This window comes from Marinobacter sp. DS40M6 (assembly GCF_028581595.1).
GTDB lineage: Bacteria > Pseudomonadota > Gammaproteobacteria > Pseudomonadales > Oleiphilaceae > Marinobacter > Marinobacter salarius.
The window spans coordinates 187,798-208,468 of sequence record NZ_JAFCAE010000002.1 but is presented as its reverse complement, the minus strand read 5'-3'; the positions used below and the strand labels follow the sequence as shown (position 1 = coordinate 208,468).

General features: G+C 57.5%; 21 protein-coding genes. 13 read left to right on the top strand and 8 right to left on the bottom strand.

What is annotated here, in order from left to right; all coding sequences use genetic code 11:
- Nucleotides 1-104 precede the first annotated feature (104 nt).
- Entirely contained in the window at nucleotides 105-1,166 is a 1,062-nt protein-coding gene (locus JJO78_RS04970) for a GGDEF domain-containing protein (protein ID WP_226909896.1), read from the top strand.
- Nucleotides 1,167-1,177: 11 nt separating this feature from the next.
- Here the strand turns inward: JJO78_RS04970 and JJO78_RS04965 are convergent, their stop codons facing one another.
- Complete coding sequence (locus JJO78_RS04965) at nucleotides 1,178-2,122, bottom strand: DUF1853 family protein (RefSeq protein WP_273623016.1); 945 nt, start codon at nucleotides 2,120-2,122, stop codon at nucleotides 1,178-1,180.
- Between the two features lie 77 nt (nucleotides 2,123-2,199).
- On the opposite strand from JJO78_RS04965, the gene JJO78_RS04960 reads away from it, so the two are divergent.
- The 4 genes from JJO78_RS04960 to JJO78_RS04945 all read left to right on the top strand — a co-directional run bounded on the left by JJO78_RS04960 (nucleotide 2,200) and on the right by JJO78_RS04945 (nucleotide 5,977).
- Entirely contained in the window at nucleotides 2,200-2,640 is a 441-nt protein-coding gene (locus JJO78_RS04960; RefSeq protein WP_075194510.1) for a VOC family protein, read from the top strand.
- 120 nt (nucleotides 2,641-2,760) lie between these two features.
- Nucleotides 2,761-4,167: a mannose-1-phosphate guanylyltransferase/mannose-6-phosphate isomerase gene (locus JJO78_RS04955; protein ID WP_075194511.1), complete on the top strand. Its 1,407-nt coding sequence runs from the start codon at nucleotides 2,761-2,763 to the stop codon at nucleotides 4,165-4,167.
- A 54-nt stretch (nucleotides 4,168-4,221) separates the two neighbouring features.
- A complete protein-coding gene (locus tag JJO78_RS04950) occupies nucleotides 4,222-5,628 on the top strand; it encodes a hypothetical protein (RefSeq protein ID WP_136634015.1) in 1,407 nt (468 codons plus the stop codon).
- Nucleotides 5,600-5,977 carry a hypothetical protein gene (locus JJO78_RS04945; RefSeq protein WP_136634016.1) on the top strand — a complete coding sequence of 126 codons (378 nt, stop codon included), beginning with the start codon at nucleotides 5,600-5,602 and terminating at the stop codon, nucleotides 5,975-5,977. The genes JJO78_RS04950 and JJO78_RS04945 overlap by 29 nt, the downstream gene beginning before the upstream one ends.
- Nucleotides 5,978-6,048: 71 nt before the next feature.
- On the opposite strand, the gene JJO78_RS04940 is transcribed toward JJO78_RS04945, so the two are convergent.
- Nucleotides 6,049-6,630 carry a cold shock domain-containing protein gene (locus JJO78_RS04940; RefSeq protein ID WP_036206100.1) on the bottom strand — a complete coding sequence of 194 codons (582 nt, stop codon included), beginning with the start codon at nucleotides 6,628-6,630 and terminating at the stop codon, nucleotides 6,049-6,051.
- A gap of 244 nt (nucleotides 6,631-6,874) precedes the next feature.
- Here JJO78_RS04940 and JJO78_RS04935 point away from each other — a divergent pair, with 244 nt between their 5' ends.
- Nucleotides 6,875-7,093, top strand: a complete 219-nt coding sequence (locus JJO78_RS04935; protein WP_007151799.1) for a SlyX family protein — start codon at nucleotides 6,875-6,877, stop codon at nucleotides 7,091-7,093.
- Here JJO78_RS04935 and dapE read toward each other — a convergent pair whose 3' ends face one another.
- The 6 genes from dapE to map are packed head-to-tail and all read right to left on the bottom strand — an operon-like array spanning nucleotide 7,094 to nucleotide 14,231.
- Nucleotides 7,094-8,242: a succinyl-diaminopimelate desuccinylase gene (dapE, locus tag JJO78_RS04930; protein ID WP_151981785.1), complete on the bottom strand. Its 1,149-nt coding sequence runs from the start codon at nucleotides 8,240-8,242 to the stop codon at nucleotides 7,094-7,096.
- Complete coding sequence (dapD, locus tag JJO78_RS04925; protein ID WP_075194515.1) at nucleotides 8,229-9,257, bottom strand: 2,3,4,5-tetrahydropyridine-2,6-dicarboxylate N-succinyltransferase; 1,029 nt, start codon at nucleotides 9,255-9,257, stop codon at nucleotides 8,229-8,231. The genes dapE and dapD overlap by 14 nt, the downstream gene beginning before the upstream one ends.
- A gap of 17 nt (nucleotides 9,258-9,274) precedes the next feature.
- Nucleotides 9,275-9,619, bottom strand: a complete 345-nt coding sequence (locus JJO78_RS04920; RefSeq protein WP_036206111.1) for an ArsC family reductase — start codon at nucleotides 9,617-9,619, stop codon at nucleotides 9,275-9,277.
- Complete coding sequence (gene dapC / locus JJO78_RS04915; RefSeq protein ID WP_269400117.1) at nucleotides 9,616-10,818, bottom strand: succinyldiaminopimelate transaminase; 1,203 nt, start codon at nucleotides 10,816-10,818, stop codon at nucleotides 9,616-9,618. The genes JJO78_RS04920 and dapC overlap by 4 nt, the downstream gene beginning before the upstream one ends.
- Entirely contained in the window at nucleotides 10,815-13,460 is a 2,646-nt protein-coding gene (locus tag JJO78_RS04910; RefSeq protein ID WP_269400118.1) for a [protein-PII] uridylyltransferase, read from the bottom strand. The genes dapC and JJO78_RS04910 overlap by 4 nt, the downstream gene beginning before the upstream one ends.
- Nucleotides 13,461-14,231: a type I methionyl aminopeptidase gene (gene map, locus JJO78_RS04905; RefSeq protein ID WP_041335145.1), complete on the bottom strand. Its 771-nt coding sequence runs from the start codon at nucleotides 14,229-14,231 to the stop codon at nucleotides 13,461-13,463.
- Nucleotides 14,232-14,516: 285 nt separating this feature from the next.
- Between map and rpsB the strand changes: the two genes are divergently transcribed.
- From rpsB to ispC, 7 genes are all read left to right on the top strand, one after another.
- Complete coding sequence (rpsB, locus tag JJO78_RS04900; RefSeq protein ID WP_036206122.1) at nucleotides 14,517-15,269, top strand: 30S ribosomal protein S2; 753 nt, start codon at nucleotides 14,517-14,519, stop codon at nucleotides 15,267-15,269.
- Nucleotides 15,270-15,359: 90 nt separating this feature from the next.
- Nucleotides 15,360-16,229: a translation elongation factor Ts gene (tsf, locus tag JJO78_RS04895; protein ID WP_036206125.1), complete on the top strand. Its 870-nt coding sequence runs from the start codon at nucleotides 15,360-15,362 to the stop codon at nucleotides 16,227-16,229.
- A 186-nt stretch (nucleotides 16,230-16,415) separates the two neighbouring features.
- The gene (gene pyrH / locus JJO78_RS04890; protein WP_007151790.1) at nucleotides 16,416-17,144 is read left to right on the top strand and encodes a UMP kinase; all 729 of its coding nucleotides are present in this window, start codon (nucleotides 16,416-16,418) and stop codon (nucleotides 17,142-17,144) included.
- Nucleotides 17,145-17,186: 42 nt separating this feature from the next.
- On the top strand, nucleotides 17,187-17,744 hold the full coding sequence (frr, locus tag JJO78_RS04885; RefSeq protein WP_040474182.1) for a ribosome recycling factor: 558 nt from the start codon (nucleotides 17,187-17,189) through the stop codon (nucleotides 17,742-17,744).
- Between the two features lie 75 nt (nucleotides 17,745-17,819).
- Nucleotides 17,820-18,590 carry a polyprenyl diphosphate synthase gene (uppS, locus tag JJO78_RS04880; RefSeq protein ID WP_036206128.1) on the top strand — a complete coding sequence of 257 codons (771 nt, stop codon included), beginning with the start codon at nucleotides 17,820-17,822 and terminating at the stop codon, nucleotides 18,588-18,590.
- Nucleotides 18,591-18,612: 22 nt separating this feature from the next.
- Complete coding sequence (locus JJO78_RS04875) at nucleotides 18,613-19,452, top strand: phosphatidate cytidylyltransferase (protein ID WP_075194517.1); 840 nt, start codon at nucleotides 18,613-18,615, stop codon at nucleotides 19,450-19,452.
- Nucleotides 19,446-20,639, top strand: a complete 1,194-nt coding sequence (ispC, locus tag JJO78_RS04870; RefSeq protein WP_174447637.1) for a 1-deoxy-D-xylulose-5-phosphate reductoisomerase — start codon at nucleotides 19,446-19,448, stop codon at nucleotides 20,637-20,639. Before JJO78_RS04875 ends, ispC begins: the two co-directional genes overlap by 7 nt.
- Nucleotides 20,640-20,671 lie beyond the last annotated feature (32 nt).

The following is a 20,671-nucleotide window of genomic DNA, read 5'->3' as shown; positions in this document are numbered from 1 at the left end:
CTTCGTACGGGTGTTTCAAAGATTTTCAGTATTTAACGTTTGTGGTGAGCAGGCTGGTAATTTTCGGGGTAACCTGAAGATAACCGTTTTGGAAATCACTGTTTATGAGTCGGCCCAAATCCATGTCTGCCAGGGAACCCATCAGGGAGCGTCGTCCGCAATTCTGGCAGGTGGCCAAGCGCTGTTGCCAGATCGCCGCCACGGTTGATGTGGCGTTCTTCTTTCTTTTCCATCTTCTTGGTTCACCGATATTGGCGTGGGTGAACGTGGTAAGCGTCACCATGTACGTGGTGGCCTACCGGGCATTGGCCAGGAAGCAGAATGGCTTGGCCATGAGCTTGATCTGGGCGGAAGTGATTATCCACGCTGGGTTGGGCGTTTTGCTTATCGGCTGGGAGAGCGGCTTTCACTATTTCCTGCTGATGTTCATTCCGGCGCTGTTCGTTAGCATGGCGTTGCGAACGGCGGTGATCTTTCTGGTGGCGCTGTGGAGCTATTACATCACTCTTTATCTGGTGATGTGGGTTATCGAGCCGCTACAGCCCATTGCCCCTGGCGCCTTGCTCGCGGTTTATCTGTTTAACCTGAGTGTGGTGTTCGCCATGTTCAGTTACCTGTCGTTTTTCTACCTCACCATGGTGACCACGGCAAACCGAAAACTGCGGCGGATGGCGACAACCGATTCTTTGACCGCCCTATTCAACCGGCGCCAAATGACCGAGCTTGCGGAAAAGGAACTGGCGCGCTTCCAGAGGACAGGGCGCCCGGTTGCGTTCCTGGTGCTTGATATTGATCACTTCAAGGCCATCAATGACCGGCACGGACATGAGGTTGGTGATCGGGTATTGATTGAAGTCGCCAACCTTATCAAGGCCCAGTTGCGTACTCAGGACTTGATCTCCCGCTGGGGTGGTGAGGAGTTTCTCGCGGTGCTTCCAGATACTGGCCTGGATAGCGCCCAGGCCAGTGCGGAGCGTATGCGCAAGGCGCTTCTGGCCCATGACTGGCTGGCGACGACCGGCGAATCCATCGATCTGACCATCAGTGCAGGCGTCAGTGAGTTGCGCCCGGGCGACAATCTGAATTCCGCCATCAGTCGTGCGGATCGAGCACTCTATCGCAGCAAGGAGGGCGGCAGGAATCGTGTGGAACTGGAGACGATATAGCCAACGGCAGTTCAGCGCTGATCAGGCACTCCAGGCCAGGTACTCGGAACCACAAACACCCGGGAGGTCTCACTCCAGTAACCGTCCTCTGGCGACCGCTCCAGCACTGCAAACAGGCGGGGGACACCGGCCGATCGAACGACGGCCAATGCGTCTTCGGTGCTCTGTGGATCGGGGGTCTCTTGTTGGCGCCAGGGGCCGAGCCAGTGAGGTTTAACCAGCGGAATCCATCGTTTCCCGTCGGCGGCCGTTAGGTTTCCCGTCGCATTCATTTCGTCCAGATCGCTGATATAGAGCCAGTCACCACGCAGGTGTCCCACCGGGATGCACTCCGGTGGCGATAGGGGCGTATCCAGGGGATAGAACAGATACCCCGGCATGAAAATTCGTGGACGAACGGGTGTTTGGATGTCCAGAGACGCCAGAAGGTTGCGGGTCTCGGGTCTTGCTGTGAGTTGGCTCTGGTGGTCGGTCAGACGTTGGGTTTTGAGATCCAGACGGTCCCGAGTATTAGGCCCGTACCAGAGTGGCCTCGCCTGACCGTCATCCTGATGGCCGAGGTAAAACTTCACGGCAATTTCGTGGTGTTCGACCACGTTATCGGCAGGGTTGCGGACCAGGAAATCGAGTTCGCCCAGTGTAATGCCGTTGCTGCGGACCGGCTGGTTCTTGAGCATAACCTCCCAGCCCAGGAGGTCCTGCATCAGGCATTCGTACAGGCGCTCGAAATAGTGCCCAAGCCGTCGCGCCGGTGGTTCCGTGAGTACCTCCGGGCCAAGTTCGGGCGCACTGTCCCATACCTTCAGGCGCTCTTCAGCATCATCCGGCAGGTAAGTTTCCGGGGCAAAACCCATGGGAGAACTGATAAGCTGGGGAGCATGACACATCCACGCCAAGTGGCGCACGGCTGGAACTCGGTATTGGAGATGGGCTGTGGTTTCAGGGCGTCGGTTCATTCTGGCAGGATACCCTAAACCATTGATTTGATCAGTCCCCGTCATAGGCCTCGGGGCAACGTATCAGGAGAGGCGATATGCAGTACCTTCACACAATGATCCGGGTCAGCAACCTGGAAAAAACCCTGCACTTTTTCTGCGAGCTACTGGGCATGGTGGAAATCAGTCGCAAGAGCAGTGAAAAGGGGCGCTTTACGTTGGTTTTCCTTGCGGCTGCCGAGGATGAGGCGCGGGCCAGGGAAGAGCGGGCTCCGATGATAGAACTCACCTATAACTGGGACCCGGAAGAATACACTGGTGGTCGCAATTTCGGGCATCTGGCGTATCGGGTGGACGACATCTATGCATTATGTAGTCACCTTCAGGCCAACGGCGTTACCATCAATCGACCCCCGCGCGACGGCCGCATGGCGTTTATCCGGTCGCCGGACGGCATCTCCATTGAACTGCTCCAGAAGGGCGAGTCACTACCGGCGAAGGAGCCCTGGGCCAGTATGGAAAACACCGGCACCTGGTAAGCCGGCGCCTGGTAAGAAGGTGTGAAGGTTTGCACGTTAGAACCGGTTTAATCGTCACTGGCAGGACAGGTTGGCGGTTTTTGGGGTAAAATTCGCGAAAATTCAAGACAAGGACGACCCATGCTCGCAGTGATTCTTTCTGGTGGTTCCGGCACCCGTCTCTGGCCGTTGTCCCGTGAAGCCTATCCCAAGCAGTTTCTGCCGGTGGTGTCTGACGATTCCCTGCTGGCGGAAACGATCGATCGTGGCCTGGCACTGGATGACAAAGCCCGGGTGTTGGCCATCACCAATGAAGAGCACCGGTTTGTGGTCGCGGCCCATTTGCAGGCTCAGGCACCGGAGCGTACCGCCGGGATCATCCTCGAGCCGGTCGGTCGCAATACGGCCCCGGCCATTGCCCTCGCGGCCCTCGCGGCTGCTGAAGAAAACCCGGAAGAGCTGCTTCTGGTGATGCCTTCGGACCACGTATTGAAGAATCAGGATGTTTTCCGCCAGGCGGTGAGTCAGGGCGCTGAAGCCGCCCGTTCCGGCAAACTGGTTACCTTCGGTATTGTGCCCAGCGCGCCTCACACAGGTTACGGCTACATCAAGGCCGGCGCGGCCCACGAAGGGTACAACGATGTAGCGGCCTTTGTGGAAAAACCGGACGAAGACACCGCCCGCCAGTATCTGAAAGAGGGTGATTATTTCTGGAACAGCGGCATGTTCCTGTTTCGCGCTGATCGCTACCTTGAAGAACTGGAAAGCCAGCAGCCCGAGATGATGAAAGCCTGCCGAGCTGCCTGGAAGGAGCGCAACGCTGACATGGATTTCACTCGCGTGGGTGCCGAGAACTTCAGGGCTTGCCCGGACGATTCCATCGACTATGCGGTGATGGAAAAGACTCACGATGCGGTGGTGGTGCCCCTGGATGCCGGGTGGTCGGATGTGGGCTCCTGGTCCGCGCTTTGGGATATCCAGCCCCACGATGAGAACAACAACGTGTGCCGGGGAGATGTGATTACCGAAGACGTTTCCGGCTCCTACATTCACTCAGAGGGCCGTCTGATTGCGGCGCTGGGTATTACGGATCACGTCATCGTTGAAACGGATGATGTGGTATTGGTGGCCGATCGTGGTCGGGTTCAGGATGTGAAGAAGCTGGTTGCCCAGGTCAAGGCTCAGGGCCGCCATGAACACCGCTTCCATAAGAAGGTCCACCGCCCCTGGGGTACCTATGAAGGTATCGCCATGGGGGAACGTTTCCAGGTCAAGCGCATTACGGTTAAGCCGGGCGCGTCGCTGTCACTGCAGAAACATCATCATCGTGCCGAGCACTGGGTGGTGGTGAAGGGAACGGCCACGGTCAACCGCGGCGACGATGTGTTGTTGCTGACCGAGGACCAGTCCACCTACATTCCGTTGGGTGTGACCCATCGGCTGACCAACCCTGGCGTTATTCCCCTGGAACTGATTGAAGTGCAGACGGGTAGCTACCTGGGTGAAGACGACATTGTGCGTTTCGAGGACACCTACAACCGGGTCTGATCGATCTACATGAAACGGCATCAGGATGATGCCCGACAACACAAGGAGAAGTGAATGGAAGACTGGCAAGGATGCCTGAGCCCCCTCTGTCAAACCGCACTGCAACGGGCACGTGACAGCGTTGCCCAGCGAGGTGGTTATGCCATCACCGTTGAGGATTTCCTGTTGGCGCTGCTGGATGGTGAACCTGCCATCTGCGGATTCCTGCGCAGCCGCGGTGTTGATCTTGACGAACTGACCCGCACCATCCAATGTGAGCAACCCATCGTGACCGAAGTGGGCGGAGAGGGCCAGTTGTCCTCACAGCTCATGTACTGGTTTTCTTCTGCCCGCGAACTGAGCAATGCCCCCTGGCTGGACTGGCCCATCCTGTTGTCGGTGCTGACTCGTAACGCCGAACGCCTGCAGGAGAAAGCCTACGTTGCGGTGTTGGAACTGGTCGACCGGTGGCCCGCTGCGGACGAACAGCAGCAAGTCGCCGAAACCTCCGACAAAGGCGATACGCCCGTTGTGATTACCGACCTGGACTGGCTGGAGCTGGCGGAAGATGTATCGATTACCCTGGTCTCGGTTCCAAGAGCGCTGGTGTGGGTGAGAGGGGCAAGGGGTACCGGTAAAACCAGTTGGCTACAGGCACTATTGCCGTTCCTGTATTGTGGTTTTATAAGGTTGGACCTTCGCAATGAGGCGGAAATCATGGCCAGCGAGAATCCCGCCATTCCGTCCAAAGGCATCGACTGCAAGGATTATCCCGCGCTGGTTCTGGATAACGTTTCTCCGGTGGACCTGGCTGCAATGATGGCGCCCGAGCTCAGCGTGGCCCGCAGTCTGGTTACCGGATATCCGGGCCCCGTGGTCATGCTGGGGCCAGACTCACCGGAAGCAGAGGCTGCCGTTGGGCAATTGGAGCGTTGCCTGGGGCGGGATTTTGATATCTTTGACATGCCCGGCACGAGTACCGGCCAGAAGGTTGCCATCCTGACGGCTCATCAACCAGCGATTGAAAAGCGCTGGAACATAGAGTTGTCCCAGGCGCTTATCCGCTATGCCGCCTCAAGCCGGAGTCGGCTGGTCGGGTCTCCTGGCGGTATGATCCAGTGGGTGGAGCGCGCAGCCGCCCGATTGAACCTGTTTGCCGAACGAGGCCCTATTGAGGGTATGGCGCTCGCTGGCAGGACCGATACGCTGCGGCGACAGTCACTGGTGGCAATGGCCAGGCAACAACCGACAGAGGCACTGGAGCGATCCCTTGAAAGCCTGGCCGTTGAGCGTGCGGCGGCGGAGGTGGCGTGGCATGAGCGAAAAGCAGAGGGTACGCTCAGGACCCTGAAAATCGATGACCTTCGCCATGAACTCGAACGCTGGGTTGCAGCCCGCCCCGGGCCGGTTCACTATGTGGTCCATTGTGATCAACCGGCAGGAGAAACAGAAGGTGCGGGATCTCGAAATCTACATTCGTGACCTGGAGTCGTCAGCGGTATCGAGCTGGCTTGCCAGTCATCTGGACGACATTGAGCTTAGGGATGACGCGCTGGGTGACAGGGCGGTGAAAGGATCAGCTCATTATCGGGCGCATAGAGTCCGCGTTAATCTGTACCCCGGTGCAGGTGGCAAGCGATACACCTCTGTGATCCTGGAGGGTGAGGATCTGCCCTGGGTGTCCGACCTCGATTGCGCCCGGAGTGCCTGGCGCGCCATGGATACCGAGATTCGCTGCAGCCCCGGTGACTGGAAAGAAGGGGAGCCCGTGGAGGATGAGAAATGGTGGCGGCTGGATCAGCGCGGAGAGCAACTGGCGGTCTGGAACTGAGTTTTTCACAGCAATAAAAAAGGGGGCAGCCGGTTGGCTGCCCCCTTTTTTGTGATGCACGTTCTCGTGGATCAGTCGCTCAGAATGGACACGTTGTCCGCCTGAAGGCCCTTGTCCGCTTCGACAACGCTGAACCGGACCAGTTGGCCCTGGCGCAATACCCGGCGGCCACGGCCACGAATGGCGCGGAAGTGTACAAAGACTTCATCGCCGCTATCGCGAACGATAAACCCGAAGCCTTTCTTGACGTTGAACCACTTGACGGTGCCTTCCTCATTGCCTTCAGGGGTGCTGTCGTCGTAGTCATCGTCATCCTCGTAATCCGGTTGGGATTGCTGCTTGCGCGGGGCCGGCTGGCGAGGTGCCGTGCTGGCGCGAGGCGCTTGCTGCTTCACGGCTGAGGGTTTCTTGGCTGCCAGAGCGACGGTAACGAAGCCTGCCAGGCCGAAAAGGACAACCGCAATAATATAGGCTGCGATGCCCTGGGCGCTGCCCAATACAAACGTGGTACTGGTTGCTTCCTCGCTAGTGCCGGCCTGAGACAGAATCTGGAAGAGTTCCGGGGTGAAAGTCACCAACAGAAAACCGAGGATAAAAGGTGACGGAATCGCGACCAGGAGAGCAAGGACGATCGCTTTTGCTGGGTTTTGCATGGACTGAAGTTTCTCCATTCATCTAACGCTAACGATAAAGAGCCGGATATCGGGTAAAATCGGGTCTCCGGCGGTGAAAACCGCTGGGGCCAGCAGGACATAAACGGGTCTTGCAGGTTCCCCGGCGGGCAAAAGCGGGATGATACCAGATAACGGGGAGCGCTGACCAAGCGGCGTGTCCGCCGACACCAAATTGATCACACAATACCTTGATGGGAATCCTTCCCGGAGAACCAAAAACCTTATGAGCGACAAAGATCTGCAAGCCCGGCTGGACGAACTGGAAACGCGTCTGGCATTCCAGGACGACATCATTCATACCCTGAGCGAGCAGGTGGCCCGTCAGGAGCTGGATATCCGGGAACTCTGGGAGGCGAAGAAGCAGCTGAACACTCAGCTCAAGGAAGTGTCGTCATCGAACATCAGAAAGGAGGAGGACGAAACGCCTCCTCCCCACTACTGATCAGGCCAGCAGTTCCACAAGTACCTGCTCGTAAATCTCTGACAGGGTGTCCAGGTCTGCGGCTTTCACGCACTCATTGACTTTGTGGATGGTGGCGTTGATGGGGCCAAGTTCCAGAACCTGGGCGCCGGTCGGAGCGATAAAGCGTCCATCCGACGTACCGCCCGAGGTAGACAGCTCGGTTTCCCTGCCGGTAACGGAGCGGATGGCACTTTGTGCCGCCGAAACCAACGATCCACTATCGGTCAGGAATGGCCGGCCGCTCAGATGCCATTGCAGGTCATACTTCAACTCGTGGCGGTCGAGAATGGCAACCACTCTTTCTTCCAGGCTTTCCGCTGTGTTTTCCGTGCAGTAGCGGAAATTGAAGTGAACCAGGCACTCGCCGGGGATGATGTTGCTCCCGGTGCCAGCTTCGATCCTGGTGATCTGGAAGGTGGTTGGCGGGAAGAAATCATTGCCATTGTCCCAGAATTCCTTCGCGAGGGCGTCCAGAGCCGGGGCAACGGTATGAACCGGGTTTTCCGCCAGGTGCGGGTAGGCCACGTGCCCCTGTGTGCCCTGTACTGTGAGATAGCCATGGAGCGAGCCCCGGCGGCCGTTCTTGATGACATCGCCCACCTCACGGGTGCTGGACGGTTCACCAATCAGGCACCAGTCGATTTTTTCATTCCGGGCTTCCAGGGTTTCCACCACTTTCACGGTGCCGTCCTGGGCCGGACCTTCCTCGTCACTGGTGATCAGCAAGGCAATAGAGCCCCGATGATCGGGATGGTTTGTCACAAACCGCTCGCAGGCTGTGACAAAGGCCGCCAGGCTGCCTTTCATGTCAGCTGCGCCCCGGCCATGAAGAAAGCCATCGTCAATCACCGCCTCGAACGGCGGATGACGCCAGTTTTTCTCCGGACCGGTGGGCACAACATCTGTATGGCCTGCAAACGCCAGCAGGGGGCCTTCCGAACCCTTGCGGGCCCAAAGGTTGTCGGTTTCGCCAAAGCGCAGGGCCTCGCCCTTGAAGCCAAGGGCAGAGAGCCGCGACATCATCAGTTCCTGACAGCCGGCGTCGTCCGGGGTAACGGATGGCCGGCGGATCAGGTCAACGGCGAGCTTGAGGGTCGGGGAAAGCTCTGCGGAATTAGTTGTTTGCATGCAGTTCTTCGTTCAGCTCGATGGCGGACTTGTTGGTCTTGCATTCAACCGCGCCAGTCTGGCTGTTACGGCGGAACAGAAGATCCGGCTTGTTGGCCAAATCCCGTGCCTTGATGACTTCAACCAGTTCGTTGTTGTCGTCCAGCAGGGCTACCTTGGTGCCGGCGGTAAGGTACAGGCCCGCTTCGACTTTGCAGCGGTCACCCAGGGGAATGCCGATTCCGGCATTGGCGCCGATCAGGCAGTTCTCACCAACGGAAATGATGATGTTGCCACCGCCAGACAGGGTGCCCATGGTGGAGCAGCCGCCGCCGAGGTCCGAGCCCTGGCCGATCATCACGCCGGCGGAGATGCGGCCTTCGATCATGCTGGTGCCTTCGGTGCCGGCATTGAAGTTGATAAAGCCTTCATGCATCACGGTGGTGCCTTCACCCACATAGGCGCCCAGGCGAACACGGGCAGTGTCGGCGATGCGCACGCCTTTTGGTACCACGTAATCCGTCATCTGTGGGAACTTGTCGACGGACTTCACTTCCAGGGTGCGGCCTTCGAGGCGCGCCTTGAGCTGGCGCTCTGGCAGCTCGTTAAGGTCGATGGCGCCTTCGCTGGTCCAGGCCAGGTTTGGCAGCAGGCCGAAAATGCCGTCCAGTTTCAGCTCATGGGGTCTGGCCTGGCGACTGGAGATCAGGTGTAGCTTGAGGTAGACCTCTGGCGTGCTGGAGGCAGTGTCGTCGGTGTCCAGTAGGGTCACCACGACCGGGCGCCGGCTCTCGGCAGCTTTGCCCGCCAGGGCGGATTGTTCCATCTGGCCCAGCTGTCGTAATCCGTCCGAGAGCGCCTTGAGCTGATCGGGCGTCACCGATACCGCCTGATTGCCTCCCTGGTAATCCAGAACGTTTTGAGCCACTTCGATGAGGCCGTTATCGGGGGTGATGACCGGCTGCTGGTAAAACACTTCCAGCCACTCGCCCTGATTGTTCTGGGTGCCGATACCAATTCCGAATGCAAAACTCATTGATGTGCTCCTGGTTCTCAGTGTTTGAATCGTTCGGCCCACTCATCGGCACTAAAGCCGACGCTGACCGTGTTGCCGTGCTCAACCACGGGCCGCTTGATGATGGACGGATTGTCGAGCATCAGGTCGTGGGCGGATTGGGCGCTAATATTATCACGAACCTCGTCCGGAAGTTTGCGCCACGTGGTGCCGCGACGGTTCAGTAACACCTCCCAGCCGGCCGCCTGCTCCCATTGGCTGAGCCGGTCAGTGTCCAGCCCGTCCTTCTTGAAGTCGTGGAATTCGTAGTCGATGCCGGCGTCGTCCAGCCATTTTCGGGCTTTCTTGACGGTGTCGCAATTTCGGATGCCGTAGAGTTTCATGTCCTGTTTGCCTTTACAAAAGTCACAATGCGTTTGGCCGCTTCCACGCATTCTTCAACCGGCGCCACCAGGGCCATTCTTACCCGGTTTTTGCCAGGATTATGGCCATCGACAGTGCGAGAGAGGTAGCGCCCGGGGAGCACGTGCACATTCTGCTGGGCCGACAGTTCCCGCGCGAACGTTTCGTCGTCCATCGGGGTTTCCGGCCAGAGGTAGAACCCGGCATCGGGAAAGTCCACGTTCATCACTTCCCGCAGGATGGGTACCACCGCCTCAAACTTGGCGCGGTAGGCCGCCCGGTTCTCTTGCACGTGGTCTTCATCGCTCCAGGCGGCAATGCTCGCCAGCTGGTTGTGTATGGGCATGGCGCAGCCATGGTAGGTGCGGTATTTGAGATAGCCTTTGAGGATATCGGCATCGCCGGCCACGAAACCGGACCGCAGGCCCGGCAAGTTGCTCCGCTTCGACAGGCTGTGGAACACGATACAGCGGGCGAAATCGTTGCGGCCAATAGCGGCACAGGTTTGCAGCAATCCTTCCGGCGGCTGGCCTTCGTCGGGGTAGAGCTCGGAATAGCATTCGTCGGACGCGACGATGAAGTCATGCCTGTCCGCCAATTCGATGACCCGCACCAACGTCTCCCGGGGAATTACCGAACCGCTGGGGTTGCCCGGTGAGCACAGGAACAGGACCTGGCAGTCTTTCCATACGGATTCCGAAACCTTGTCAAAGTCCGGTATGAAATGGCTGTCTGCGTCGCAGGCGAGGTAATGGGGTGTTGCGCCAGCGAGGAACGCGGCGCCTTCGTAGACCTGGTAAAACGGGTTGGGGCTGACCACGGTGGCGCTCTGGCTGGATTCCACCACCGATTGCACCAGCGAGAAGATGCCTTCGCGAGTGCCATTCACCGGAACGATATGGTGCTCAGGCGTCAGTGATCCGGGTGTCAGTTCAAAGCGGCGGGTGGCCCAGCGCGCGATGGCCTGACGCAGTTCGTCGGTGCCTTTCGTTGTAGGGTAATTGGCGAGTTTGTCCAGATTATCCGAGATCACCTGTTTGACGAATTCCGGAGACGGATGCTTGGGCTCACCAATGCCCAGGGAAATCGACGTCAGGTCCTTGGGAACGCTGATGCCGGACTTGAGTTTGGTCAATTTCTCGAACGGGTAGGGGTGTAGCCTGTCCAGGTCGGGGTTCATTGGGTGTCATCCAGCATTTGGCAAAGATCCTGCTGCAGGGCCTGGCAGACTGCGGGGTCGCTGATCTGCTCGCCGTGCTCGTCGGTTACAAAGAATACGTCTTCCACCCGTTCACCCAGCGTCGCAATCTTGGCGTTGGTTAGCCGCACGCGATGCTCCAACAATACCTGTCCAACGCGGGCCAGCAACCCCGGGCGGTCCGGTGTGATCACTTCCATCACCGTGCGCTGGTTGATGGTGTCATTGGAGAAGGTCACTTCCGTGGGGAAGGCAAAGTGCTTCAGCTGTCTGGGAGTGCGGCGGTGGATGATGTCAGGGTAATCTTCCGGGTCATCCAGTTCCTCAATCAGGCGCATGCGAACCCGATCCTTGCGGGCCGGGTCAATGCCCAGGGGTTTGCCTTTCTCGTCCAGAACAATGTAGGAACTGATGGAGAAGGGGCCTTCGCTTGAGCTGATGCGAGCATCGACGATGTTGAGGTTAAGTTGTTCCAGCACCGCCGTGGTGGCCGCGAACAGGTCAATACGGTCACTCATATAAATGATGATCTGGGAGTAGCCGTCAGTAGGGCCGCCCCGGGTGTCACGAATCAGCACCAGCGGGTCGGGATCATCGCCATGGCGGATGATGGCAGCGGTCTGCCAGGCAATGTCTACCGTGGAATCCTGCAGGAAGTAGTCTTCGTCCAGAGTTTCCCAGATTCCGTCGATCTGTTCGTCCGTCATATTCTGGGCGTGGAGAATCTCCCGTGCCTCGGACTGAGTGGCGCGCACCCATTCCTGACGGTCTACCGGCGTTTCCGAGCCGCGTCTGAGTGCCCGCTTGGTCTCGATGTAAAGCTGACGCAACAGCGAGGCGCGCCAGGTGTTCCAAAGCTTTGGGTTGGTGGCGCTGATATCGCACACCGTCAGCACGTAAAGGTAGTCCAGGTGCACCTGGCTGGGCACGGCGCGGGCAAAGCCGTGAATGATGTCCGGGTCGGAGATGTCCTTGCGCTGGGCGGTCATCGACATCAGCAAATGATTTTCCACCAGCCAGGAGGCCAGTTGGGTGTCCCGCTCGCTGAGGTGATGGCGTTCGCAGAAGCTCTCGACATCAATTGCGCCCAGCTCTGAGTGATCGCCACCCCGGCCTTTGGCCACATCATGATAGAGGCCCGCAATATACAGGGTTTCGAGTTTTGGTAGCCTGTGAATCAGTCGGGATGCCAACGGGTATTCATTGCGGGCGTCGGCGCTGTCCAGCCGCACCATGTTGCGGATCACCCGCATGGTGTGGGCGTCCACGGTGTAGATGTGGAACAGGTCGTGCTGCATCTGGCCGATGATCTGGCCAAATTCGGGGAGGTAGCGGCCCAGCACGTTGTATTTCTTCATAGCCGACAGGGTCTGGTCGAGGGCGTGGGGCGTCCGCAGCAGTTCCATGAACAGGGATGTAACGGCCAGATCCGAGCGGAAAGCGTCGTCAATCAGGTGGCGGTGCGCCCGCAGTGAGCGGATGGTGGTGGCGCGGATGCCCTTGATCTCCGGATGCTGCGCCATCAGAACGAATATTTCCATGATGGCATAGGGCGCGTAGGCGAAGACCTGATTGTTGACGGCTTCAATGTAGTAGTTGCGAATCTGGAAGCGCTTGTTCAGGGGCAGGATGTCGTCGTCACTTCCGGCGCCGAGGATGGCCTCGTCGTAGTACTGAAGAATAACGTCGGTCAGCTCCGCCAGGGCCAGCACGGTGCGGTAGTAGGACTGCATCATCAACTCGACGCCCAGCCGCTTGCCCTCATCCTTGTAACCCAACATCTGGGCGAGTGCCCGTTGATGGTCAAACAGGAGGCGATTCTCGTTGCGGTCGGCAATCAGCTGCAGGCCGAAGCGAAGTCGCCACAGGAAGGTTTCGCCCTGCAATAGTATCCGGTGCTCTTCTTCGGTCAGGATGCTGAAGCGTGTCAGATCCGCGATATTCTGCAGGCCGAAATGTCGCTTGGTAATCCAGCCGATGGTCTGTATATCCCGCAGCGCGCCTGGAGAGCCTTTTACATTGGGCTCAAGGTTGTATTCTGTGTCCCCGTATTTCGCGTGGCGCTGCTTTTGCTCTTCCCGTTTGGCGATGAAGTAATCGCGGTCAGAGCTGATGGCGTCTGAATAAACCTGATGACTGAGTTCGTCACGTAAGTTATCCGGGCCGGCGATGGTGCGGGTTTCCAACAGGTTGGTGAGGATCGTGACGTCTTCTCTGGCGGCATCCATGCTTTCCTGGATGCTGCGGACGCTGTGGCCGATATCCAGCTTCAGGTCCCACAGGAGTGTTATGAAAGCGCCAAGGTCTTCCTGCCAGTTCTCTTCTATACCGCTCCGGGTGAGGATCAACAGATCAATATCGGAGTGAGGGTGAAGCTCTCCCCGGCCATAGCCGCCGACTGCAACGAGAGAGATATCGGCAGAGGCGGCAAAGGCGTAGCGGTTCCAGATCAGGGCAAGAACGGTATCCAGGGTTCCGGACCGGGAATGGACCAGTGCGCGAACATCAGCTCCCTGCCGGAACGCTTCTGCGTCTGCGTTGTAGCGTTCCTTCAACAGCTCCCGGGCTGCTACAACAGGTGAGATGTCGTTGCTTATCCTGGATTCCAGTTCGCTGAGGTCCACCTAGAATGACTCTTCCGTGCGCTTGGTCAGTACTTCGTAGCCGTCCGATGTCACCAGGATAGTGTGCTCCCATTGCGCGGAGAGCTTATGATCCTTGGTCACCACGGTCCAGCCATCCGGCAGCAGCTTGGTGTGGTACTTTCCCTGGTTAATCATCGGTTCGATGGTAAAGGTCATGCCTTCCTGCAGTTCCATCCCGGTGCCGGGCTTGCCGTAGTGCATCACCTGAGGGTCTTCGTGAAACACCTTTCCAATGCCGTGGCCGCAATAGTCCCGTACCACAGAATAGCGATGCTTCTCAGCATGCTGCTGGATCACGTGACCAATGTCGCCCAGCCGGGCGCCAGGCTTTACCAGTTCAATGCCTTTATACAGACACTCCTGGGTGATCTGGATCAGGCGTTCGCTGCCGGGCTTGGGCTTGCCGACGATGAACATCTTGCTGGTATCACCGTGCCATCCGTCTTTGATTACCGTGACGTCGATATTGACGATGTCACCGTCCTTCAGCACCTTTTTCTCGTTCGGGATGCCGTGGCAGACCACATGATTCACTGAGGTGCATACCGATTTCGGGAAACCCTTGTAGTTCAGCGGCGCCGGAATGGTCTTTTGCTCGTCCACCATATAAGCGTGGCAAATACTGTCGAGCTTCTCGGTTGTTACGCCCGGTTTGACGTGTTCGCCAATCATCTCAAGAACTTCGGCCGCCAGGCGGCCAGCGACACGCATCTTCTCGATTTCTTCCGGAGTCTTGATCGATACCTGCATTGGGGTTCCCGTTGATTTGGATCAAACACGCATTTTAAGGGGGAGTGTTGCCCGGTACAAGGAAGAGGCGGTTTTGCCGTGCTTTCCGGGACACAAATTAATGGAATCCGGCGGGCGATTTATGGTATAAACGCGCCCGCTGGAAACAAATCCGGCAAATTCGCACACACGTCGGCACGTTGTCCCAGGGTGCCTGCTCATGTTGTCTCTATATAAAGGCGACGGAGCCAGGTTGGGGCAATCGGACGTGTGGAGGACTAACCCGAAGCTAAAAAGGTAAATATCATGGCTCAGGTAAATATGCGTGACCTGCTGAAAGCAGGCGCCCACTTCGGTCACCAGACTCGTTACTGGAACCCGAAAATGTCGAAGTTCATCTTCGGCGCTCGCAACAAGATTCATATCATCAACCTTGAGCAGACTGTTCCTGCCATGAACGATGCGTTGAACTTCGTTCATAACCTCGCGGGCAACAAGAACAAGATCCTGTTCGTTGGCACCAAGCGTGCGGCGGCCAAGATCATCAAGGAAGAAGCACTGCGCTCCAGTCAGCCATACGTGAACCATCGCTGGTTGGGCGGCATGCTGACCAACTACAAGACCATTCGCCAGTCAATCCGTCGCTATCGCGACCTGGAAGCACAGAGCCAGGACGGTACGTTCGACAAGCTGACCAAGAAAGAAGCTCTGGATCGTACCCGCGAAATGGACCGTCTTGAGCGTTCAATCGGCGGTATCAAGGACATGGGTGGCCTGCCGGACGCCATGTTCGTGATCGATGTTGACCACGAGCGTATCGCCATCAAGGAAGCCAACAAGCTGGGCATTCCTGTGATCGGCGTTGTTGATACCAACAGCGACCCTGACGGCGTTGATTACGTGATTCCGGGCAACGACGATGCCATCCGCGCGATCCAGATTTACGTGCAGGCCGTTGCTGAAACCTGCATCGAAGCGGCCCAGTCTGCCGGTGCCGGCGCTGACGAGTTTGTAGAAGTCAGCGAAGACGCGGAAGGTGCTGCTCCCGCTGCGGAGTAATAGTTCCTTCGCGAACAGGTTGTAGGGTGTGCCCGTGGTTTACCTCCGGGCACACCGGTCCAGAATTCGGAACAGTTAAGAGGAATGAACATGGCTGCAATTACTGCTGCAATGGTCAAAGAGCTTCGTGAGCGCACCGGCCTTGGCATGATGGAATGCAAAAAGGCATTGGTGGAAGCTGGCGGAAGCGTTGATGCCGCAATTGAAGAGCTGCGTAAGTCTTCCGGCCTGAAGGCTGCCAAGAAGGCGGGTCGTACCGCTGCTGAAGGTGTTTCCCTGATCAAGGTGTCTGACGACAACACTGTCGCTTACATCCTGGAAGTGAACTCCGAGACTGATTTTGTTGCTCGTGATGACAACTTCATGAATTTCGCCAACGACGTTCTGAATGTTGCGTTTGAGAACAGCAGAACAGACGTTGCCGAACTGATGGAAGGCGATCTGGAAGCCAAGCGTGAAGCGCTGGTTCAGAAGATCGGCGAGAACATCACCGTTCGTCGTATCGTACGGGTGGAAGGCCCGGTTGTGGGTGCTTACGTTCACAGCACCAACAAGATTGCGTCTGTTGTGGCCCTCACCGCAGGCAGCGCTGAAGTTGCTCGGGACGTTGCCATGCACGTTGCCGCTGTTAACCCGCGGGTTGGCAAGCCGGAAGACATGCCGGCCGACGAGCTTGAGAAAGAAAAAGCGGTCATCAAGGCCCAGCCTGATATGGAAGGCAAGCCTGCTGAAATCGTCGAAAAGATGATGGGTGGCCGGATCAAGAAATTCCTGGCGGAGAACAGCCTGGTCGAGCAGCCGTTCGTCAAGAATCCTGACCAAAGCGTGGGTCAGCTGATTAAGGACAACGGCGGTGAGCTGGTTAGCTTTGTTCGCCTGGAAGTCGGTGAAGGTATCGAGAAGGAAGAAGTGGATTTTGCGGCAGAGGTCGCTGCGGCGGCAGGTACCGGCAAGTCCTGATCCTTCTGACAGGTGCCAGGGCGATGTCCGGGGCACCTTCCAAGTCTGCCACGTTAGCCGGAATTTTCCGGTTCTCGTGGCGGGCTTGTATCTGAGATACCCCTTTTTATTGAGGAGTATGTCAGATACAAGCCTGAGAAGCTTGTCCTGCCAGGCACCAAGCCAGACACATAGAAGGGGATCCTCATGCCGAAGTCGTCCAATACCCAGCCCAGATACAAACGCGTCCTGCTCAAACTCAGTGGTGAAGCCTTGATGGGCGAGCACGATTTTGGCATTGATCCAAAAGTGCTTGATCGGATGGCATTGGATATTGGTTCGCTCATTGGCATTGGTGTTCAGGTCGGCCTGGTCGTTGGCGGCGGCAATCTGTTCCGCGGTGCGGCGTTGAACGCCGCTGGCATGGACAGGGTGACCGGCGACCATATGGGCATGCTGGCAACGGTCATGAATGGACTGGCCATGCGTGACGCCCTGGAGCGATCCAATATCCGTACCCGGGTTATGTCCGCCATCCCTATGAGTGGTATTGTTGAGCATTATGATCGCCGCCGGGCGGTACGCGACCTGAAAGACGGCGATGTGGTGATTTTCTGTGCAGGCACCGGTAACCCGTTCTTTACGACCGACTCAGCCGCTTGTTTGCGGGGGATCGAAATTGAAGCGGATGCCGTGCTGAAGGCAACCAAGGTTGATGGCGTTTATTCCGCCGATCCCTACAAGGATCCGACTGCGGAAAAATACGATCGTCTCACCTATGACGAAGTGCTGGACAAAAAGCTGGGCGTGATGGATCTGACCGCTATATGCCTTGCGCGAGATCATGGCATGCCTCTCCGGGTCTTCGACATGAACCGCTCTGGCGCGTTGACCCGTATCGTGACCGGAGAGTCGGAAGGCACACTGATTGAATAATCTGATTGAGACATTTTGTACAACGAATCCGAGGACGCTGCAGTGATTGACGATATTAAAGCTGATGCTGAAAAGAAGATGAAGAAAAGCCTTGAATCCCTGAGCTGGGCTTTCAACAAGATTCGTACCGGGCGAGCACATCCGTCCATCCTGGACAGCGTAACCGTGGATTACTACGGCCAGGAGACACCGCTCAAGCAGGTGGCGAGCGTGAACGTTGAGGATAACCGTACGTTGGCTGTGTCGCCTTGGGAAAAGCCGCTGTTACCGAAGATCGAAAAAGCGATCATGATGTCGGATCTGGGTCTGAACCCGTCCAACAACGGTGAGGTTATTCGAATTCCCATGCCGATGCTGACCGAGGAAACCCGTAAGGAAATGGTCAAGCAGGCCAGGGCTGATGCGGAGCACGGCAAGGTTTCCGTCCGCAACGCGCGTCGTGATGCCAACAGCACGCTGAAAGAGCTGCTGAAGGAAAAAGACATCAACGAAGACGAAGAGCGTTACGGTGAGGAAGAAATCCAGAAGTTGACTGACCGTTATATCGCTGAGATCGAGAAGCAGCTCAAGGCCAAGGAAGAGGACCTGATGGCTGTCTGATCAGCCGGTCCAATTCAGCACAATGATCAGCCGGTGCCATTGCAGTTGTCCGGTATCGGCTGAACAGGGGATTGCATGACGGAAAGTGTATCCGCAGAGATTCCGGTTTCGGCTGGTAGCCGGCCCCGGCATGTGGCCATTATCATGGATGGTAACAATCGCTGGGCCAAAGCCCGGCGACTGAAAGGTGTCGCCGGCCACAAGGCCGGCGTGAAAGCAGTGAGATCAGTGGTTGAAACCTGTGCCCGGGAAGGGGTGGAGGTACTTACCCTGTTTGCGTTTTCCAGCGAGAACTGGCGCCGTCCCGAGGATGAAGTGTCGGCCCTGATGCGCCTGTTCCTGTTTGCGTTGGAGCGGGAAGTCAAAAAGTTGCACCGCAACGACATCTGCCTGCGCATTATCGGCGATCGCTCCGCGTTTAGTACAAACCTGCAGGAACATATGGAGCGCGCCGAGGCGCTTACTCGCGACAATACCCGGATGACGCTGGTTATCGCCGCTAATTATGGCGGGCATTGGGATATCACCCAAGCCAGTCGTAAAGTGGCTGAGAAGGTCCGTTCTGGAGAGCTGGCGCCCTCCGACATCACCGATGACCTTATTCAGCAACATCTGTCTATTGGTGACTTGCCCATGCCGGACCTGATGATTCGTACGGCTGGCGAGCAACGCATCAGCAACTTCATGCTCTGGCACCTGGCCTATACCGAACTGTATTTTTCTCCCGTTTACTGGCCCGATTTCCAGGCGCAGGAAATGGGGCAGGCGTTGCAGGCATATGCGGGTCGGAAACGCCGTTTTGGTCAGACAGACGACCAGATAGCCAGCGTTTCGTCAGAACAATAACGACAAGATAGCGAACGATATCGTGCTTAAAACCCGTATTATTACCGCGCTTATCCTGGCCCCCATCGCGATTGGCGGAATTTTCTTCCTGCCGCCCCTGGGGTTCGCCCTGTTTACCGGGGCCATTATTACCGTTGGTGCCTGGGAGTGGGCCAACATGTCCGGCCTGACTGCGCCCGCGGCCCGTGTTGTATATGCCCTTGTGGTCGCGGCGGTGCTGTACGGACTGCTGAACGTTCCGGCAGTTGCGGTGCTTTGGCTGGCATTGTTCTGGTGGGTACTGAGTTTCCTGCTGGTAAGAAACTACCCCGGCGGTTCAGAGCGCTGGGGCGGCGTGCCTGCCCGTGCCCTGATGGGCCTGTTGGTGCTGGTTCCCGCGTGGGTAGGGCTTAACCATCTTCGCACTGGCGGCTTTCAGTTCGGCGACAGTGCCAATAACCTCCTACTGATTCTTTATGTTTTCTGCGTGGTCTGGGTCGCGGATATCGGCGCCTATTTTGCCGGCCGTGCGTTTGGCAAAGCGAAGCTTGCACCCAGGGTCAGTCCGGGAAAATCCTGGGCGGGTGTCTGGGGTGGTCTGGTGGCGGTCGCGATCTTCGCAATTGTGATCAGTGTGCTGGCCTCAGCCACCACCATGCAGTTGCTGCTTCTGGTTGTTGCCAGCCTGATTACCGGTGCCGTTTCCGTGCTTGGCGATCTGCTGGAAAGCATGCTGAAACGTTTCAGGGGTATTAAGGATAGCAGTCAGCTATTGCCGGGCCATGGCGGTATCATGGACAGAATCGACAGCCTGACGGCTGCCATCCCGGTGTTCGCCCTGATCATCACGCTGATGGGTTGGTTGACGACGGGGCAATGGTGACTATTGTGAAACGTCGTGTTTCGATACTTGGTGCGACGGGCTCCATTGGCCTGAGTACACTCGATGTGATTCGTCGCCACCCGGACCGGTTTTCGGTTTCAGCGCTAACCGCCAGTACCAGTGTCGACAGCATGGTGGAACTCTGCCATGAGTTTCGTCCGAGGTATGCGGTCATGGCCGATGAAAATGCGGCTGAAGCGTTGTCCCGTGCGTTAAGTGATTTGCCTGCCGTCCTGGTTCTCGGCGGCTCGGAAGCGTTATGCCAGGTTGCGGGCGATGATGATTCCGATACGGTTATGGCGGCGATCGTTGGAGCCGTGGGATTACCGCCTACGCTTGCTGCAGTGAGGGCGGGTAAGCGCGTTTTGCTTGCCAACAAGGAAGCACTGGTTATGTCGGGCAAGCTGTTTATGGATGCCGTTCTGGCGTCGGGTGCAGACGTTCTGCCGATCGACAGTGAACATAACGCCATCTTCCAATGTATGCCGCCGGACAAGATCCGGGATACCCGTGGTGCGGGTATTACTCGCATTCTGCTTACTGCCTCCGGTGGGCCGTTTCGTACTCACTCGGCCGAATCCCTGCGCAATGTGCTGCCTGCCGAGGCCTGCAATCACCCCAACTGGTCGATGGGGCAGAAGATCTCAGTCGATTCCGCGACCTTGATGAACAAGGGGCTGGAGCTGATAGAAGCATGCTGGCTGTTCAATACCACGCCGGAAATGATTGAAGTGCATGTCCACCCGGAGAGCATCATTCATTCGATGGTTGAGTACGCCGATGGGTCCGTTCTGGCGCAGCTTGGTAGTCCCGACATGCGCACACCCATTGCTAACGGTCTCGCGTGGCCCGAAAGAATTGAAGCCGGTGTTGCTCCGCTGGATCTGTTTCGCATCGGGCAGTTTCACTTTGAGCGCCCGGACCTGGAGCGCTTTCCGTGCCTGAGGTTAGCAGCGGAGGCGTTCCACGAGGGTGGAACGGCACCAGCGGTAATGAATGCTGCGAACGAAGAGGCTGTGTCGGCCTTTCTTTCCGGTAACCTGTGTTTTGCGGATATCCCCCTTATCATAGAGCGTACGTTGGCAGCCACCGAGGTTGTACCGGCAGACAGTTTCGATACCATCTTCGCGAAGGATGCCGAGGGCAGGGCTGTCGCACGGGAACAGATACAGGCGCTGGCTGTCTGAACCATGCGAGTCCTGAGAGGCGGTTCTATCAT